The following is a 15303-nucleotide window of genomic DNA, read 5'->3' as shown; positions in this document are numbered from 1 at the left end:
TTTTATATCTCTTTTAATGCATCTAGCAAATCCATTTTGTTATCCTCATCCTTAACAATAACGGTTGGGATCTTATCGATCGATTTGATGATGTCCTTGGCTACGCTTCCTTTTATTATCGAGGCAGCGTCCGTTCTTCCTTTAGAGCCGGTCACGAAAAGATCAATTTCGTTTTCTTTAATATACTCAGCGATGGTTTTAGATGAGTCATCACCTTCTTCATAAATGTAGACCATCTCAATATCCTTTATTCCTGAGCCTTTAAGGAATTTTTCAGCATCTTCCCGTGCATTTTCTTCCATTTCTTTGGAAAACTCTTTGTGATCCTTGCCCGAATAATGATACCCTGAAGGAACCTCGTAAGTATGAATACCAATGAATTTTGCATTTGCTGAGGTAGCGATCTCTTCTGCTTCTTTCAGTGCCTGGTAAGACTTATCAGAAAAGTCTACTGCAACTGCTACCTTGTTAAGTTTGTAGTGATCCCTCTCCGGAATGAGTGCTATCGAACAGGCTGCTTTTTCGACCAGTTTATGCGGTTTAACCTGGTGGTCATCTTTTTTCTTGTGTCCGATGATCATCAGGTCTGATTTCTTCTCAAGGCTCCATTTTAATATTTCATCACCCGGATCACCTTCGACTACCCGTAGATCATAATCTAATTTGTCTTTAGGAACATACCCTTCTATGCTCTCAGATAGTTTTTGCTCAATTTCTTCTCGTTTTCCGGAATCTACTTTTTCAGTGACGTGAATAAAATAGATTTTATTATTCAGGAGAATGTCCTGGTTTTCATCAAGAAAGGATAGGATGGAATCATCTGTAGAAGTTAAATCAAGTCCGACTAGAATATTTTTCATGGATCTGAATGACTTTTTGTTGATTATTGGTCTTTTCTCTAATTATATACAACAAAAAGCCAAAAAGCCCTAATTTTTTAGGTTTTATTCTAGCTGGAAAAGGAATCTTTTTAGTTTGAAATAATGGAATTTAATTATCCAATTCCGAATTGATTCTGGTCACCAAATTATCGATGTTTTGCTGAACCTGTTCATAGATTGCTAAAATAAACCTTCGGTTGACTTCGATTCTCCAGAGGTTGGATAAAAGAATTTTATGATCAGCTGTTGTAATCTCTAAAGGAAGTTTGATGTCAATTAAATTCCCTTCCTCATCAAATTCAAAATTGGGAGCGATAGATTTATTAAAGTTTTCATAATAGGATGCATGAAGTTGAGATTCCGGGTATTCTTCCTCTAATTTTCTTAACATCTGATAATCGTATTCATAAAGGGAAATTATATCACTTCTTAAAGAGTCATTTTTGATCAGCTCAAACCCTCTTGATTTAAGGGTTTCATAACCAGAAGTGTTTTGTATGGAAATCAGGTCACGGGTTATCATGAAATAATATCTTGTCAATGAATCTTTTTTAACCTCTTGATCCATTACTATATTTCTCCAATACTGGCACGCTTTAATTCCTTGTTTATGGCCGTCTATATTCACATTCACATCCTCCGCGTCTTTTTCCAGTCCATTTAAGATTTCTGCTAAAATTTTTTCTTCAGCGTTATTATCTCTACGATTGTCGTTCCAGTTATTTAAGGCGAATGCTGAGATTACCGCGATAAAAACGGATAAAAATTCGATTGTATAATTTTTCCAATCTTGCTTTTTTAATGCCACTTTAAAGGATTGATTTAATTCTTAATGTTTTGTTGAAATATATGATCAATTATAAATATTGTACAATCTGGCGTGAAAGTCAATTCCAGAAACTCAATTTTATCTCGAGGTGCTATTTTGATTTCTTTACGTACTTAGTAAGGATCACGATCTGCTGACCATTTACTTTTCCTTCAATCTGCTCCGCATGATCATCGACGAGAGATATGTTCCTGACAGCTGTTCCTCGTTTAGCAGTAAATCCAGCACCACTAACATTGAGGTCTTTGGTTAGAACGACTGTATCTCCTGCCTCCAGGGTAGCCCCGTTACTGTCTTTGTGAATGACATTAGTTTGATCTTCTTCTTCTTTTGCCGAATCTTTATTTGCCCACGCCATCGTTGGCTCATCCAGGTAAATGATGTTTAGAAGGTCTTGCGCCCAGTTTTCAGATTTGAGTTTATTTAACGTTCGCCAGGCAACAACCTGAACTGCTGGCGTTGGACTCCACATGGTATTACCCAGGCTCCGCCAGTGGTTGATCTTTCCCGATGCGGGGTCATTTATATGCTTAAAACAAGTGTCGCATAATATGATCGCTTTATCAATATTTTCTTCGTTATCGGGTGGAACTAAAAAGGTATGCTCCGGGTTACTCCCTTCACATAATTCACATTTATTTCCGCTACGTTCTAATAGTTCCAATTTTAAATCCATGATACTGGTTAATTTGATTATTGGAGTTGTACTATAGTTTGTTGTCATGAAGTTAGTAATAATGGAACTAAAACTGGTAATCCGGTAGGATATAATATGAGGGATTAAAAGTAGATTATCCGTTAGTAAACGTTAGTAAACGAAAGTAACCGGTTAGTAGACGTTTGTATTTTCTTATTTCAAATCTTTCGACCTTCCTTTGTATCACTGTCAAACGACAATTCATGTTCAACCAAAACATTTATTTATTATGAATTCGCTAAGAAACAGAGTACAATTAATTGGAAATCTAGGTGCAGATCCTGAAATTAAGGAGTTCAACTCCGGCAAGAAGATGACAACTTTAAGTCTTGCCACAACGGAATCCTATTTGAATAATAAAGGAGAAAGAATTAACGATACTCAATGGCACCGCATCGTGCTTTGGGACAAGCTCGCTGAGATCGCAGGTAAATACTTAACCAAAGGCCGTGAAATAGTTATCGATGGAAAGTTGATTCACCGATCTTATGAGGATAATAATGGCAATAAGAAATTTGTTACCGAGGTAGTAGCGCAGGATATGCTAATGCTCAATAATGCGAAAAAAGAAGCAGTCGCAGAATTAGATTAGGTTAAATTGATAGACACCCTTTAACCAAAAACACGCCTTCTGATCGGGGCGTGTTTTAAATTTTATTTGATCAAACGATTCAAAATAAAAAAAACCGGATAGCTAAAAAGCTACCCGGCGATTATTAATCTAGGTTAATTACCTTTCTTACTATAATTTAATCAATTTTTCGCCTTTCAGTACCGGAATTTCAGAGTATTTATCGATCGACAGGCAAAATTCTATGTCCTTACCAATTCCAATTCGCTTCAACCTGTTTACATGCGATGATTTTTCAACAAAACCGATCAGATCATGCTTTGCAGCCTCATACATTTTTGCTGTCATCAATGGAGGGTCACATGCACTTTCATGTGTATCAGATAATGCCTCAACTAATGCTCCGGCAAATAGCGAGTCTTCCATGTTTACTCTACCCTTCCATCCGGCACATAAGATTAACACATTATGCGGACTGTTTTTACAATGATCGGCTACAGCACTTAAATTCAAAAATGATCCAATGATCACTTCTTTTGCATTCCGGCTTTTATTTATAGCTACGGTACCGTTAGTAGTGGTTACAGCTACTTTTTTACCCTTTAGATCTTCGTTCATGTATCCGAATGGAGAATTCCCAAGATCAAAATCTTCTACCTTTTCGCCATTTCGTTCTCCGGCAATGATATATCCTTCAGACTTTAATGCACGGCATTCTTCAAGGTTTGCTTTTGGAGTAATGCTTTCAACACCATTGGCGATTCCTGCTGTCATACACGAAGTAGCCCTTAGAATGTCTACAACCACTACCAACTTCTCCCCAAAAGAATACAGGTGAAGTAGTTCCGGTGAAAGGCAAACATCGATCGTTTTACTCATAAATTATCCTTTGTAAAGTGGTAATTTTTCTACCTTTGCTTTCAGTTTTCTTTTTCTGATCGCAATGAAAATTTCAGTTCCTGGAGCTGAGAATTCTTTCTTAACATACCCGAGGCCGATTCCTTTCTCAAGCATTGGAGATTGTGATCCTGAAGTTACCATTCCGATCTCATTACCTTCTGCATCTTCGATCGGGTAATCTTTTCTCGGAATTCCTTTTTCTTCTAAAATAAAGCCAACTAATTTTCTGTCAACACCTTCTTCTTTTTGCTTTTTAAGATTTTCAGAGTTCACAAAGTCTTTTGTGAATTTGGTGATCCATCCAAGTCCTGCTTCAAGGGGAGAAGTAGTTTCATCGATGTCGTTACCATACAGGCAGTAACCTTTTTCCAGTCTTAAAGTATCCCTGGCTCCAAGGCCGATCGGTTTGATATGTGCTTCTTTACCAGCTTTGAAAATTGCATCCCAAAGAGGAAGAGCCAGGTCATTTTTTACATAAAGCTCAAATCCACCTGATCCTGTATACCCGGTTCCGGAAATGATCACATCATTCGCTCCACCAATACTACCTACAGTAAAGTGATAGAACTTGATTGCCGAAAGGTCAATTTCAGTAAGCTTTTGAAGTACTTCTACCGCTTTTGGTCCTTGTACTGCAAAAAGAGAATAATCGTCAGAAACATCTTTTAAGTCAGCCCCGATCGACTCGTTATATTTCTGTATGTGAGCAAAATCTTTTTCAATATTGCTTGCATTAACTACGAGAAGGTATTTTTCTTGATTAAATCGGTAGATGATCAGGTCATCAACAATTCCTCCATCTTCATTCGGCAGACAGCTGTATTGTGCCTGACCGTCGACCAGTTTAGAAGCGTCGTTTGAAGATACCTTCTGTATCAATTCGATAGCTTTAGGCCCTTCAACCCAAAATTCGCCCATGTGAGAAACGTCAAATACACCAACACCTTCGCGAACTGTTTTATGTTCTTCGATGTCTGATGAATATCTCACAGGCATATTATAACCGGCAAAAGGCATCATTTTAGCCCCTAATTTTTCATGAACATCGTTTAATGCAATTTTTTTGAGCTCCATGTCGTTTATGTTTATTGAAAATCGGCACAAAGGTAGTAAAAAAGCTTAAATCTCGTTTAGGGAATTATATATTAAGTGATGATTTATTAACATAATTAATGATTTAATAAACTGGGAATTTTGGTTTTGATAAATAATTGTCGGACTTTAGTGTCAACACTATCTTTCATTCCGAAAATATTTATCTCAATAAGCAAGTAATCAAATACTTAATTTATTGAAAGAGATTCATATCGGCATATTCGGATTGATCCCATTCAACTCAGTTGTTTTTCTGAATATATGGTACCTTATTTTTAAGGTACCGCCGATTGTTTTTCCTTTTTCTTAAAATGCTTCAAATATTTTTCTTTTTTTGGAAACAAAAATATCTGTTTGATGTTATAAAGATAATTAAACTGTGGTGTGGTATAGGTTTAATTTTCATGATGGCTGAGAAGCTGACCGCCTGATGTGGTAACAGGCGGTTTTTTTATTTAGTCTAATTTAAATTTACAATTAAAGTACAATGAAGTATTGGAATAATTATAGTAAATGATTAATTTATAGGTAGTTAAAGAGCGTTCATCTACCTGTTTTTCAGGGAATCATATTGTTAATTAAAAATCAGGAATTTATGAATTTACATGCCCCTTTTCATGAAAACATTATCTACCCACAAACTAAAATCCCATATAACTTTATTATATGATGTAGCACTACTATTCGTTTGTTTATTATCTGGTAATACCTACCAGATTTATGCCTTTCAAGATGATCAGATACAGGTTCAAAGCTCCGGAAACGAAGTGGTTTGGAGAGAAGGCAATAATTCTACTTCAGCTTACTCTTTGAAGTTAAAGAATGTCTCAGGAGAAACATCTGTTTACCATATTGAAGTACTTAATAATGAATCACAATCCGATTTTATTCATGAACTATATGGTGTTTTGATACAAAATACTGATTATGTGTTATTAGATACTGGAGTTTCTCAATTTGAATGGTATGACATAGAAAAAGAAGAATATATTTTATGGAGTCCGGGATATCCTACAGCAGATCCACCAACAACAAAAATTAAGGATTTACTAACCAAAGGGCAGGATTCGCAATTTGTTTTTCCATTTTTTGGAGAAGAAGTTAATTTGAAAAATTTTTCAATCGGTGCTCAGGGTGGAATTGGATATTTTCCAGAGGCTGATGGTGACTTTTTTTCTTATAGTTATCCCTTTGATGATCCAGTACTCAATGGAGCTATATTTCCCATTCTATCAGTCGTTCCTGAGATTGAGATTGTATTTTATAAAGAATATGAAAACTTTGTTATTCTTCAATTTAATTTCAGAACCTGGATATCACGAAATAACCGTTCAATTTATCAAATAAAGATCGAGAGTAACGGAGACATTTCTTTTAATTATAAATTGTTAGAATATTACCCACCATGTAATGCAGTAGGTTTATTTACCGGAATGGAATCTCTTGATGGTAAATCAACGCATATGATTAATATTGTCGGTCCAGAATGTCCATATGAGGAAACTGTTACTTTTACTGATTTATCAAGAACTTTTAAATATGAGCCTACTAACATTTTAGTTCCGGAAATAGATCAAATAACACTTGAACCGAATGAAGAAGTAACAATTGATTTTTATCCAAGAATAAATTTAAGTGAAGGTCAGTATAATACCAATGTTATAATTTCTAAAAGTAATGAGGAATTATACAAGGTTCCCATATTTGCAACCGTGTTATCTAACAAAGTTAAATTAGAATCTGACCCCATTGCTACCTGGACAGTTGGAAGTAATGATCTTAGCTCAATTGATGTAAAGATTATTAATTCAGATACTAAAGAAAGGGATTTTATTATTAAAACTGCACCATCCAGTTATGATTTGATAGATAAGGATAAGTTTGTTTCTAATAATAGTATCTATGCTTCTTTTGAGTATGAAGATATTACTCTGGATAAGCAAAATGGTAACTGGGAAATCATTTCTTATAACTTTAAGTTTCCAGATATTATCAAACCAGAAAATAAACTTTCATTTCCTGGTTTTTATACACCTCTTGGAGGTGGAGTGGCTCGATTTGGAGATATTTTAGCTTATAACAATAGGCCTGATAGTACTTTCAAGTTTAGTTTTTTTGATGGGGAAACGTATCTCAAAGATATGGCTTTAAGTGAGTATGGATATTTAGCCAGATACCTACCCCCTTCTTCTCAATATTATCCTCCGTATGATTTTGAACCCGGCGACGTTGGTGAACCTAATGGTCTAATCGTCCCTTTCGTTGGAGAAATAAGGTTTAATAAGGAAGATGAATTATCAGGTATATTTTACGATGAAGTCTTAATACAGGGTGAGAGAATTGCTGCGTTGTATTTTCATAATTTCAAATCGCGTTTTGATGATGCTTTGTTTTCTTGCAAGCTGTTGATTTTAAAAAATGGTGACCTTTTAATCGAAAAAGAAGGAGACTTTGATAATACTCCAGGTATACGTAAAACGGTTGGATTGGAAAGCATGGATGGGGAAAATTATATTTACAGGAATATTAATTCCATAGCACCATTCAATAATCAAAAGATATACATTTTTAAAGACAGATATCCACTTTTGATACAAACGGGTGAATTAGTTCACTCAGCTGCAGAAAGTAATATTATTAATGAATTACAAGCTAATTGGAGAGCAATACCCGGTGTTCAGTATACTAAAGTTTTTTTAGATGAAATTATTGGAAATGATACATTGAAAAATGTAGCAAGAACAACTATTTACTCAAATGCACAATTTAATGCATGCTCTTTCACTAATCAAAACTTAAGTATTTCCAGTAATATAAACACGAGTTCAAGTGCTGCTTCCTGGTGGCAGGCAGATCGAATGATTGATGGGAATCCCCACTCTCGATGGTCCACTTCTGAAGATCAGGCTGAAATTTTATTAGACTTGCAGAATGTAGTGGGGTTAGATGAAATGAAAATTTATTGGGATTACGCAAGGGCCAGGAGTTATGCCATTTATTCTAAGATAAATGAACAAGATGATTGGGGACTCATTTATAGCTCACTGAATAATGAAGCGGTTTATAACTTATTATTATTTAAAAGTATATCTGTAAGATATCTTAAGATTGTTTGTCGAGTACCATTTACAACATATGGATATTCTATTAAAGAATTAGAAATCTATGGTAGTTGTGTGAATCAGCCGGTATTACCTGCTGGGGGAAATATAATTCCCTATTCACTATATATGGAAGTAGGTGAAAAGTTAGCATTGGAAGCCTACATCTACAGAAGTGACTTTACGGTGATTGAAATGCCTGATGGAGAGTGGAGTATAGATGGTGAAAATGTATTTGTCGATGAAAACGGAATATTAACCGCTTTATCACCAGGTGTCTTTACTGTTTATTATCAATTCAACAATCTTACTCTGGAACGAACCGGCTTTGTTAAACCAGGAGATTGTAATATAGATCCAACTATTAATCTAGCTCTAAACAAACCTTCTTATGGTTCCAGCTGGGAGAATCCGGTCTTCCAGGCCAGCAAAGCGAATGATGGAAACTTTAATTCCCGATGGTCCAGCCATTTTAAAGATAATCAGTGGTATTATATTGAGTTGAACGAAGTATACAAAATACTCGGGATTAATATTGACTGGAATTACAGTGCTGCCAGTTCTTATGAATTGCAATACAGAGATAAGACTGGTAAATGGAATGTGTTTTATCAGAATATGAACGCAAATGGAGGAACAGAACAACTTAAATTTGAAGGCAATATTCAGACAGATGCTATACGTTTGTGGGGATTCGAAAGAAATACTGAGTATGGATTTTCAATTCACGAATTTCAGGTTTATGGTAGCTGTTCAGATCAGGAAAGCACAAACGAATCAATATCTACAAGCGTGTTTGCATACCCGAACCCGATCATTCAAAGTTTAAAATTGAAATTAAGCACGGAAAGGCAGGAAAAATACACGTTAAAATTGTACGATAGTAATTTTAATTTGTATTTTAGTAGTGAAATTGAGCTAGGATTTGATCCCGTTGATCTTCCCTATAATTTATCTGCACTTCCGGTTGGAGTTTACATATTAAAATTGGTAAGTGAAAACGGGGATACCAGTAGTATAAAACTGGTTAAGGAATAGTCAATATAATTACATAGTTAAGTATAAGGTCCCATAATTATCTGCCATGAAAAACTTTACCCTGCCAGGAGTTGAAGCCAAATCACTCTACCTGTTAATTATTCTATTAGTATTCAATTTAAATTTATCTGCTCAGCAGCATTGTAAAACCGGAATGGTGACTATAAAAGTTACTGAAGAGGTAGCAAGCCAGCTCAATGAAACGCTGAGAAATATGTCCGAAACCGTAGTTCAGACCGGGAATCCGGAAATTGATAAGTTATCATCAGAATATTCTTGCCAAAAAATAACACGGTTGTTTCCCTTCAATCCACGTTTTGATCAAAAACACAGAAAATATGGACTTCATCAATGGTTTACTCTCAGGATTGATGAAGGAGCATCGATTGAAGATGTAGTTAAAAGTTATGAAGGTCTGGAGTACGTTGAAATTGCCGAACCGGTAATGATACCAGACTATGAAGAACCTGTTGAATCTTTAATAGATTATTCTGAAGCTGGCACATTACCACAGGGGACAAACGATCCCTTATTTCATCTTCAATATTCTTTTGAAAATACCACTATGAATGATGGTGGAGATGTGGGTATTTTGCCTACATGGAAACAAAATACAGGAAATAAAGCAGTTATAGTGGCAGTGATTGATGGAGGTATTGAAAAAACTCATCCGGATTTAAAGCAAAATCTTTGGGTTAACGAGGATGAAATTCCCAATAATGGAATTGATGATGATAATAATGGTTACAAAGATGATTACAACGGCTATGGTTTTGGAGAGAGAAAGGGTGACTACACACCAGATGGTCATGGAACACATGTAGGCGGAACAGTTGGTGCATCAAGCAACAATGGAATAGGAGTGGCCGGACTTGCCGGGGGATCAGGAGATAAGCCTGGTGTCCAATTAATGTCTTGTGCTACATTTAGTCCAAATGGTAATGGCGGATTTCAGGAGAGTTTTATTTATGCTGCTGATAACGGCGCCGTTATTGCACAGAATTCATGGAGTTTCAGAACCCCAAATATTTATTTGCCTTCTTATGAAGTAGCTATTAATTACTTCATCAATGAAGCAGGTAAGGATGAGTTTGGTAATCAGGTTGGCCCAATGGCAGGTGGTTTGGTGATGTTTTCTGCAGGTAATAGCAATACTAAAGAACGAATTTTTCCTTCATATCTCGACCAGGTGATTGCCGTGGCAGCAACAGATAATGAAGATAAACGTGCAGGTTTTTCCAATTACGGCGATTGGGTGGATATTTCGGCCCCCGGGGTGAGTATTGCAAGCACATATATAAATAATAGTTACGCTTATTCTTCCGGGACTTCCATGTCATGTCCTCATGTTTCCGGAGTAGCTGCCCTAATGGTCTCTGCATTTGGAAAACAGGGATTTACGCCCGAAAAGGTGAAAGCTTTAATGTATTCTTCCGCTGATAATATTGATGCCAGAAATCCTGATTTTGTTGGTTCACTGGGTTGGGGACGGTTAAATGCGCAAAAAGGATTTAAAGCTAGTGTCAACAGAGGTGCCATTTTAAGTTTTCAGTTTGAAGAATTGATTTTGGAGGATATCTATTTTGGTACATCAAAACCCATAAGTTTAGTCGTTGGTAATCTTGGACTTGAACAACTGAATATTTCAAAGATAGAGTCTGAATCTGGAGTTTTTAAAAAAATTAAATTTAATAAGTCACCTCTTCGTTCGTTTTTTAGAACTGAAATAAATTTTGAATTCATTCCAAATGCTTCGGGTCCTTTTTCTGAAAAGTTAATGATCTATTCGAATGATGAAAATGATCCGGTCAAGGAGATAATTGTGTCCGGGAATGTTCTTTCTGCACCTATTCTAACTTTAAATGATTTCTACGAAGATGTAGTGATCGATAATTCAACTATTGATGAGTTTCGGTTTGATTTTAAAAATACTGGAAACGTTAAGCTAACCTACAAATTATCTCTCGTAGGACCCCAGGGCGATGGATATCCGATCAATACGATTGTTAATATTACCGGAGAAACTCCTGTCAATACAGAAGACCAGGTACGAATGAAAATCGATGCCAGGGGAGTGCCCAGGGGTACTTATAATTATGGTGTTAGGTTTGAAACGAATGAACCTGTAGATAATGTGGATACCTTATTTTTTGATGTTAAAGTATTAGGGCCGGAATTGGTTGTTTTATCTGAAAAATCCTCAATTTCTGTTAATAAAGGCGTGGATAAAGAATTTTCTTTTGGAGTAAAAAATATTGGAGAATTGCCTGCAAAGCCATCCGTTATTCACCAGCCCGGAGGATATGGCTTTGGGGACGAAAAAGTATTTTATTCTAATGGCTTTGAAAAATTAAGTCTGGATGAAACTACTCCTATTGAAATTTATAATTCCGGGAAAGCTATAGTCTCCGATGAGCACCCTTTTGAAGGAGAAAAGCATTTAAGAGTATTTGAACTGTCGGAATATGACCAATACAGGATGCCATTAAATGAGTTAAATCCTTATGTTTATGCTAATCCTACTATGGTTAAGATTAATATGAGAATTGTGGGCGATAATCCCTGGTCTGTTGAGTTTGTTGATGATAATTGGCCAGGTGCATATGCATATTTTGATCCTTCAGATGGGAGTTTAGAATTTTACTATTTGTATGACAACTATCAGGCAGAAACTATAACTATACCTAATGCTTTTGTGCCAGGGGAGTATTTTGAATTAGCTGTGACTAATTTTGAAGGGTCCTTTCAAAAACTTTTAATTAACGGTAAAGTTGTTGCAAAATTACAAACCTTTTTTGGTGTAAGTAAACTCTATCTCACGAGTACTTATAATGGCGATGGATATGTAGATATTGATAATTATATTAATGTGTATGGAGGATATAGAACCTCTGATTATTCATTTCTAGACTTTGAATTCCCTGCTAGTATTAATCCAGGAGAGGAAGCATTAGTAACAGGTAAAATCAATACCGAAAATGCAACTTCAGGAGTATTCTATAAGGATATTTTTATGCTTTCAGGTAATAAACCTTCATTAAGTCATACAGCGAAAATTGAGTTGTTCGATGATGAGAAAATTGAAGTCAGTCCTACTGAAATATATCAGAAAGTTTACTTCAACAACGACACTTTGAGATATGTTGATGTAGAAAATACTGGCGGAAAGGATTTATGGGTGAATATGAATTTTTCTGATCAGTTTGATCAATCTGATAAAAAAGAAACAGTAGTCCTTTACCAACAATTCCAATCTCTTTTTTCATTTGATGCATGGTATTTTATAGATAATTCAGGTTCAGGTATTGTATGGGGAACACAATCCGATCACGGACAGGAAATTCCTGATAATTTGAAATGTATTGAATTTAGTTATGGATCCGGGCTTTGGTATAGCGATATAATTGAAGGAGCAGTCGGTGATCTGGATACGGAAGTTATCTCGCCCGAGGTGATAGTAAATACAAACGAGGTGACCGTCTCTTATTTGACCACCCATGGTAATGGATTGGGAGGAAATGTCATGGATCTGGATATTTCTTACGACAATGGACAAACATGGAATAATGTGTTAAGATGGGATGATTACAGAGTAAGGCATGAATGTGAAAGGGTAGAGGTAGACCTGAAACCAATATTAGGAGAAGAAAGAAAGTTTAAACTTAGATGGCATTCCTATGGAATTGGTTATGCAAGTGAAGGTTACCTGGACGAAATAAAAATTGTAGCAAAAGAAAGTGCTTTAGTCTCAAATAATAGCGGCGGAGTTTTTCTTCCAATTGGTGCAATCAAAACCTTTCCACTTTCCATCAATTCTACAGATGTTAAAGATGGAGATTATTTGGTGAAATCAGAAGTCATTACCTCGGGAGAAGAATTTTCTCAAAATTTCGATTTAAATATTGAAGTGCTTGGTCCTGGAATTCCAATAATTGATCAGTCATACTTTGATTTTTCGATTGGTCATGGAACTGATGTAAGTCAACAGGTTATTATTACTAATAAGGGTCAAAGTCCTGTCAAATTAGACTTTGAATATAACTTGCCACCTGAGGCTAAGCTTAATTTTAAAGAAGAAATCTTATCAGAAGATTTTGATGACCTTGAGACAGGAGCTATAAAACAAAAGCATGAAATTATTGCTAACGATCGTGTAATAATTGATAACATTGATCCTTATACTCCAAATAACCATTTGGTAATGAAGGCTACCGGATCGATCAGATCAGAAGTATATCCTACTATCGAATATCCCACTGACTCTGTTTCCAGTTTTTCTATGTTCATCAAAACTGATTTAATTAATTATGCTTGGTATTTATCTACTAACAATAACAATTCCAGGATTTTTACTGAGGATATAGAATTTGGTAGTAGGAGTTTGAGTATTGATAATGAGAAATTATTAGAATATGGTGACGAAAAAGGATATAAACATATTGTTTTAACCTATAACAAGACCACTAAAGAAAATAAGATCTATTATAATGGAAAGCTTATTAAAACGATTCTGGATTACAGGCAGCCTATATTCTATTTTAATTTTGCTAATAGATATTTAATTGAGGATACAGATGAAGCTAAAATAGATAATATTGAATTGATTAATGGTAAACCCAAATTCCCGATTGTAAGATCTGAAACCCAAATTTTAAACCTTAATCCCGGAGAATCCAAACCAGTAAATCTTATTGTTGATGCGGGGAGATTAAATATTGGAGAGTTTAATGAGATATTAAAGGCATCATATATGGGATATGAATTAGAATCTTTGGATATCAATTTTGATTTTGAAGTTATTGATGAGCCCTGTAAAATTAATTCAAAAACAAATCAAACAATGACCGGTAACGTATCGGCAAGTTCTTTTGCTTCAGAATGGCAGATTGCAAACAGAGCAGCAGATGGCCTTCCTTATACCAAATGGCATTCAACTTTTGATACAGAACAATATTATGATGTCGATCTGGGTAAGGTTAATATGATCGATAGTGTGAGAATACTATGGGATTATAATTATGCATCATCTTTTGATATTCTAGTTCGCTCTTCTAAATCAGAGGAGTGGACCAAATGGTATTCTAAAATAAATAATACAGAACAACTAACGGAACTCAGTCTTACTCAAATTAATGCACGATATGTCAGGTTAAAACTTAACAGTCCTGCGACAGTATTTGGTTATTCACTTTTTGAATTCGAATTGTTTGGAGGTTGTGCTGAAGGTGATCCAATACTTACAACAATTGATATTACACCAGAATATTATTCATTAGCCCCGGGAGAAGAATTACAATATCAGTTTACTGCAAAAGATCAATTTGGTAAAGAGTATATCCCTTCTAATGCTACCTGGGGGGCATCTGGAAATGTAAATATTGATTCAGAAACCGGTGTGCTTACCGGTTTGATGGACGGAGAATATGAAGTAACATTAACAGCTGATGGAATAACAAAATCAGTAGCAGGATCAGTAGTAAGCAATGGATGTAGTGTATCTCTTGTGGGCAGTCTGTCTTTGAATAAACCCTCAGTGGCTTCTAGCGAAGAAAGTCTAATCTTTGAAGCTGAAATGGCTAATGATGGGAATTTAAAATCCGACTGGCGATCAAAATTTGCAGATAATCAATGGTGGTATGTTGAATTAGGAGACACTTATAATATCCACGAGATCAATATCGATTGGGGAGTTAATTTTGCTACCTGGTATGAACTCCAATATCGCGATTCTGATGGCATCTGGAGGGTATTCTATAAAGACTTAAGTGCTGATGGTGGCAATGATCAAATTGATTTTGATGGATCAGTCTCTACTGATGCTATTCGATTATGGTCTTTCACCAGGTCAGGGCCATGGGGATTTAATATCAATGAAATTGAAGTGTATGGGGTGTGTACTCCATCCACGGAATCTGCTTCGATGATGAATATGGCTGTCCTGGCTTATCCAAATCCTCCTCAGGATGTGGTGAATCTGAAAGTAAATAATAATAAAGACGGTCTGTGGACAGTCGAGCTATATGATTCTCAATATAATTCTTATGGTTCAAGTGAGGTTATGCTAAACTCTGATGATTTTGCAGAATTGCCATTTAAGTTTGGAGGTTTATACAGGGGAACTTATTTCCTTAAACTTACAGACTATGATGGGGAAGTGACGGTATTAAAGATATTAAAAGAATAACTATTAG

General features: G+C 35.6%; 8 protein-coding genes. 3 read left to right on the top strand and 5 right to left on the bottom strand.

Annotated elements, in window-relative coordinates; genetic code table 11:
- Positions 1–2: 2 nt before the first annotated feature.
- The 3 genes from DCC35_RS18000 to DCC35_RS17990 form a co-directional block, all read right to left on the bottom strand.
- The gene (locus DCC35_RS18000; protein WP_137092111.1) at positions 3–860 is read right to left on the bottom strand and encodes a universal stress protein; all 858 of its coding nucleotides are present in this window, start codon (positions 858–860) and stop codon (positions 3–5) included.
- A 130-nt stretch (positions 861–990) separates the two neighbouring features.
- The gene (locus tag DCC35_RS17995; RefSeq protein WP_137092110.1) at positions 991–1689 is read right to left on the bottom strand and encodes a hypothetical protein; all 699 of its coding nucleotides are present in this window, start codon (positions 1687–1689) and stop codon (positions 991–993) included.
- A gap of 112 nt (positions 1690–1801) precedes the next feature.
- Entirely contained in the window at positions 1802–2386 is a 585-nt protein-coding gene (locus DCC35_RS17990) for a PhnA domain-containing protein (RefSeq protein ID WP_137092109.1), read from the bottom strand.
- A 250-nt stretch (positions 2387–2636) separates the two neighbouring features.
- On the opposite strand from DCC35_RS17990, the gene DCC35_RS17985 reads away from it, so the two are divergent.
- The gene (locus tag DCC35_RS17985; protein WP_137092108.1) at positions 2637–2999 is read left to right on the top strand and encodes a single-stranded DNA-binding protein; all 363 of its coding nucleotides are present in this window, start codon (positions 2637–2639) and stop codon (positions 2997–2999) included.
- Positions 3000–3149: 150 nt separating this feature from the next.
- Here the strand turns inward: DCC35_RS17985 and DCC35_RS17980 are convergent, their stop codons facing one another.
- Positions 3150–3857, bottom strand: a complete 708-nt coding sequence (locus DCC35_RS17980) for a 2-phosphosulfolactate phosphatase (RefSeq protein WP_137092107.1) — start codon at positions 3855–3857, stop codon at positions 3150–3152.
- A 3-nt stretch (positions 3858–3860) separates the two neighbouring features.
- The gene (gene gcvT, locus DCC35_RS17975; protein WP_137092106.1) at positions 3861–4952 is read right to left on the bottom strand and encodes a glycine cleavage system aminomethyltransferase GcvT; all 1092 of its coding nucleotides are present in this window, start codon (positions 4950–4952) and stop codon (positions 3861–3863) included.
- 638 nt (positions 4953–5590) lie between these two features.
- On the opposite strand from gcvT, the gene DCC35_RS17970 reads away from it, so the two are divergent.
- Entirely contained in the window at positions 5591–9112 is a 3522-nt protein-coding gene (locus DCC35_RS17970; protein ID WP_175402866.1) for a discoidin domain-containing protein, read from the top strand.
- A gap of 46 nt (positions 9113–9158) precedes the next feature.
- Positions 9159–15296 carry a S8 family serine peptidase gene (locus DCC35_RS17965; protein WP_137092104.1) on the top strand — a complete coding sequence of 2046 codons (6138 nt, stop codon included), beginning with the start codon at positions 9159–9161 and terminating at the stop codon, positions 15294–15296.
- Positions 15297–15303: the final 7 nt, after the last annotated feature.

Origin of the sequence: Mangrovivirga cuniculi (genome assembly GCF_005166025.1) — a bacterium.
GTDB classification, from domain to species: domain Bacteria; phylum Bacteroidota; class Bacteroidia; order Cytophagales; family Cyclobacteriaceae; genus Mangrovivirga; species Mangrovivirga cuniculi.
Note: the sequence above shows the minus strand (reverse complement) of the source record. Positions and strands in the feature narration are given on the sequence as shown.